Below are 4,943 nucleotides of genomic sequence, written 5' to 3' on the forward strand. Positions count from 1 at the left end.
GTCAGCGGCTGGTAGCGGTGGGCGGCCTTGGCCCAGCGCGCGAGGAGGTCGGCGTTGTAGCAGGCTTCGGTGTCCTGGCGGGGTTCGGCGGCCGCCGCCCCACGGGCGCTCGTTTACCAGGGGTGAGGGATTCGCTTCCAGGGCTTCGAGGTGATGAAGTTCACGGCGGCCGATCCTCCACCGATGAGGGCCTGGGCCCCCCTGTCCGCGATCTGCGGTGCGAGATCGGCGAAGTTCCTGACCGTGTACCCCTGCCCGGCGAGGAGGAGGTTGAAGCCGAACATCGCGACGGAGGACTTGAACTGCGAGCTGGTCCAGCCGTGCCCGTATCCGGACAGCAGGGCGCTCACCCCACCGGTGACCAGTGACGTCACGCCGAACGTCTCGGAGAAGGCCAGGCCTGGCGGGCCGCCGAGCAGGCTCAGCAGCGCCATGCCGCCCAGCCCGGTGCTCAGCTCACCGGTCAGCGTGGCATACCTGCGGGCCAGAGCCTTGGGGTCGATGAAGGTATCGGGGCCCGGTGTCGAGAACAGCTGGACGGTCTCGTAGGCCGCGTTGTCGAAGCGGTTGACGTGGTTCGCGGCGTCCTGGCGGGCCTGTTCCGCTGCCCTGGCCGCTTCCGCCGCCTGCTCCTGCGCGTACTTGCGGGTCGCGATCGCCCCGGCCTCGTTCGCGGCTTCCCGGGCCTCCTCCTGGCTCTTGCCGGCAGCCAGCGCCGCCTCCCTGGCGCCCGCCGCCGACGCGGCGGCGCCGTCCGCTGAGGCGACCGCGGCGTGGGCCGCCGACGCGGCCTGGCTCGCGGAGTAGTTGGCCTGCCGGCTGGCCAGCCTCGCCGTGACCGCAGCGGTCGTCGCCTGCTGGGCGGAGGACGCCGCAGCGGTGGCGGAGGCCGTGGCCTCCGCGGCCCTGTCGCGTGCCTCGTCCGCGTAGCCCTTCGCCTGGGCAGCCGATGCCCGGGCCCGATCGGCCCACTGGCCTGCCTCCTCGGAGGCCGAACGGGCCCGGGCCGCGACCGCGGACGCCTCGGCCGCATCCTTGTTCGCCTGCGCAGCGACCCCGGCGGCGTTCGCGATCAACGCCCGAACCGCCGCCACGTGGGCGGCGGTGTCCTGGTCCTGCTGGGCCGCCCGGTACTGGCCCCAGGCGACGAAGTCGCTCTGCATCGTGTCCGGACCCGACAGCACGACCTGCCCGAGGGAAACCACGGCGGGACCGCCACGACCCATGACGGCGGTCGCAGTCACCCGGTCGTCCTCGGCCTTGGCCGGCCAGTAGCCGGTGACCAGGAAGTCGGTCAGGGCCTTCGAGGAACCGTCGTTCAGGGCGGCGTTCCCGGCGGCGCTGACCGCCTTGCCCGCGTTGTTCATCAGCTTGAGAATCCGGACCCGGTTGTCCTCGGCCTGGACGTCGTGGGCGCCCTGGGTGAGGAAGGCCTGGACCTGCGCCGGGCTGTCGGCCGCCAGCGCCCGCTGGGCCGCCTCCGCCAGGCCGGGGCCGCCGACGGAGGCGAGCACCAGGGCCTTCTCCCGATCGTCCTGCCGCAGGGCCTGCGGGTAATGCGACACCGCCCAGTCGATCACTTCCCGGTCGGTGCCGGAGAGCGCGGTCTGGGCCGCCCGGCTGGTCCACGCACCGCCGCTGGCCAGCAGGTTGACAGCGGCCCTGCGGCCGGCGGTGACGGCGGTCGCGGTGTCGACCGCCGGGTCGGCGGCCTTGGCGACCAACTGCCGGGTGGCCTCGTCGACGGCTGCCGCCTGGGTCGCGGCGGTCTCCCGCGACCGCGCCAGCTCCTGCTCGGCCTTGCGGAGCGTCGTGGCCTCCTCGACCCCCACCTTGCTGTCGGCGTCGAGCTGTTCCTGCTCGCTCTCGCGGGCGAGCGCCTCGACGCTCTGCGCCACCGTCACCGCGTTCGTGGCCAACTGGGCGGCTGCCACGGCCGCATTGGCGTGCTCGGTGGCCTTGTTCGCCCAGTCCTGGGCGTTGCCCGCCTGGTTGGCGGCGTCGTCCGCTGCCTTCGCGGCGTTCTCCGCGTGGGTCGCGGCCCCGGCGGCGGCCGACTGCGCGTCCTTCGCGGCCGAAGCCGCCCGGGAGGCCAGCGAGTTGGCCCGCTTGGATGCCGCGTCCGCGGCGGCGGAAGCGCTGCGCGCGACAGCGGCCGCCTCCGTCGCCCGCCGGGACTGCGCGGTGGCTTGGCCAGCGGACACGCCGGCCGCGCTCGCCGCGTCCGCGGCATCCGCCGCGTGGCGCGCCGCGCCGGCCGCGCTCGCCGCGGAGAGCCCGGCCTGCCCGCCCGCGACGGCCGCGCTCGCGGCGGCGTCCGCGGCACTGCGGGCGCCGGCTGCCGCCTCCCGGGCGGCCTGCGCGGCGTTGCGGGCCGCCTGAGCCTGGCCCGCGTCCTGGCGAGCCGCCGAGGCTGCCTGGTAGGCGCGTGTGGCGGCCTGCCCTGCGGCCGCTGCGGCACTGGCCGCGCCGCGGGCCGCGTTCGCCGCCGTCCGGGCCGCGGCCACCGCCATGTTGGAAGCCTGGATCGCGGTCCGCGCGGCGTTGGCCGCACCCTCCGCCGCCTCGGCTGCGCGGTTCGCCGCCTGTCCCGCTTTCACTAGGTCGTTCTTGGCCGCCTCGGCTTCGGCGGCGGCCTTCTGCGCGGCCTCCTTGGCCAGCCGGGAGGCCTCCTGGGCTCGCTCGCCCGCCACCTTGGCCGCTTCGGTCTCGGCCTTGGCGCGTCTGCCTGCCTCTGTGGCGGCCTCGACGAGCTGGCCAATGGTCAGAGTCTCCTGGTCGCGGGCCCGGGCCAGTTCCAGCCCGTTCTCCAGGAAATCCGTGATGTCCTCGGCCGTTCCGTTCAGGGCCCGCTGCGCGAGCTTCTGCACCTCGGGGCCGCCGGTCCCCAGGATCTTGATGACCCGGACCCGGTCGTCCTCCTCCCTCGCCCGGGCGAGACCCTCACCCATGAAGTCCGTCAACGCCTTTACGGAACCGTCGTCGAGCGCTGTCCGCGCCGCCTCCTGGACCGCGCGGCCGCCGGTGCCGATCGCGGCCAGGGCGGCAGCGCGCCGGTCCTCCTGCAGCGGTGCCTGGAAGCCGGTCAGCACGAACTGGCGAAGTTCCTCGTCCGAACCGCTCAGCGCCTTCTGGGCGGCGGTCCGCACACCGGTACCGGAGAAGGCGAGCATCTTCAGGACCGCGAGGCGTTCGTCCTCGGTGGTCGCCCGCTGCAGGCCGGTGGCCAGAAAGTCGCCGATCTCGCCGTCACCGCCGAGCAGGGCGGCGGCCGCGGCGTCCTTGACCGCAGACCCTCCGGTCGTCCACGCCTCGACCACCTGGGCCCGCGCGCCCGCGGGCAGCGGCGCCGGCCCCGGTTCGGCGGGGACCGCCGCCGCCACCGTCGTGCCGAAGACCGTCATAACCAGCGACAGCGTCGTCGCCGCAGTGAACCGGGCGCGGCGCCGACGAATCGACACGGGCACGGTCACGGGTCGTCTATCGACCATTTCTACTCCATTTCTTGGGTGCCTCTCGATGGGAAATAGACGGCTTTCTGGGTCATCTGCAACAGCTTTTCGAACTGTCGCACAGGTCGTGCACCCATGGACTTGATGTTGAACTTACGAGCCATTCCACGGATCGATCGCGTCGGGGCCAACAGCTGGAGGAAATCACTGGTTGCCATGGAAACATATGGAGTTGACAGCCGGATGGCCGGATTCCGGAAGGGGTTTTCGCAGGTCGTTCCGGTCGTGGCATTGGCTCGAACCCGACTCTTTGTGGAACTCGGTGGTCGTGATACCAATGGGCCTTCGGTCCGATGGCGAAGCACCTGGCTCCGGCCGGCGCCCACGCATCGTCTACTTCGATTGCGCCATTACCGTGCCCATGTAATTCCTGCACGAGGAGGCATGCCAGCATGAAGACCCTGTACCGCTGCCTGGCCGTCGGTGTCGTCACCCTGGGGGGTCTGACCGCGGTCGGCGCCGCCCCCGTACCCGCCGCAACAGGGGCAGGCGCCCCCTCCGCAGACGACACCCCGCCGCCGGCCGTCGAGGACTTCGCATACCCGCAGGCGGACAGGATCTTCCAGGAGCGCGGCATCAGACTGAAGAGCGGCGACGGACGGATCCTGCTCGTCACCTGCGACAGCCGTCCCGGACTGCTCGAAGTCAATGCCCGGGGTATGACGGCCACGGACCCGGTCGGCCGCGGCCGGTTCTGCTTCCAGGTCATCGGCTCTACCGGCCGGCTGAGTCTCGAACTCCCCTCCGTCTACGGCGCCAAGGGCAACGACTACGCCGTACGCCTCGACATGCGGACAGGCACCGAGGCCAAGTCCTTCGACGTCGAGAAGAACAAGTGGACGCCGGTCGGCGAGACCGCGGACCCACAGGAGCGCGTGTTCACCCTGCTGGAGATCACCGCCACGGCCTGACGCCCGGTCCGTGCGCCCATCCGATGGTCACCGACCGCCGCACGACAGCGGAGGAAGACCGTTCCGCACCGACCGGGCCGCCTCACTCACTCTTCCGAAAGGCACTCCCATGCCCCGCAAGGCCCCTCCCCGTTCCCGGCGGGCCGGAGTACTGGCCGCGGCCCTGACCGTCGTCACTCTGAGCACGCTCGTCCCGGCGGGCGCTGTGGTCGGTGACGCCGCTGCGGACAACTCCTACGCCTTCACCGCGCGCCTGGTGATCGGTGAGGGCGAACGCGCTTGCACCGGCGCCCTGGTCGACCCGCACTGGATCGTCACCGCCGCGTCCTGCTTCGCCGACAACCCGGCCCAACCGAACGTCCCCGCCGGCCCGCCCGCCCGTAAAGCCACCGCCACCGTCGGCCGCACCGACCTCACCACCACCACGGGTCAGGTCCGGGACATCGTCGAACTCGTCCCCCGTACCGACCGCGACCTCGTGCTCGCCCGGCTCGCCACTCCCGTCACCGACATCACCCCC

At 72.5% G+C, this 4,943-nt stretch carries 3 protein-coding genes; 2 read left to right on the forward strand and 1 reads right to left on the reverse strand.

The window, feature by feature from the left end; translation table 11 throughout:
- Positions 1-113: 113 nt before the first annotated feature.
- Positions 114-3,473 carry an ALF repeat-containing protein gene (locus tag ABZ497_RS36420; RefSeq protein WP_359812349.1) on the reverse strand — a complete coding sequence of 1,120 codons (3,360 nt, stop codon included), beginning with the start codon at positions 3,471-3,473 and terminating at the stop codon, positions 114-116.
- Between the two features lie 431 nt (positions 3,474-3,904).
- Between ABZ497_RS36420 and ABZ497_RS36425 the strand changes: the two genes are divergently transcribed.
- Together ABZ497_RS36425 and ABZ497_RS36430 are read left to right on the forward strand one after the other, a co-directional pair.
- Positions 3,905-4,423 carry a hypothetical protein gene (locus tag ABZ497_RS36425; protein ID WP_359812352.1) on the forward strand — a complete coding sequence of 173 codons (519 nt, stop codon included), beginning with the start codon at positions 3,905-3,907 and terminating at the stop codon, positions 4,421-4,423.
- 109 nt (positions 4,424-4,532) lie between these two features.
- A partial coding sequence (locus ABZ497_RS36430; protein ID WP_359812355.1) for a trypsin-like serine protease occupies positions 4,533-4,943 on the forward strand: 411 nt, incomplete at its 3' end.

It is taken from the genome of Kitasatospora sp. NPDC005751 (assembly GCF_040630835.1).
Lineage (GTDB): Bacteria > Actinomycetota > Actinomycetes > Streptomycetales > Streptomycetaceae > Kitasatospora.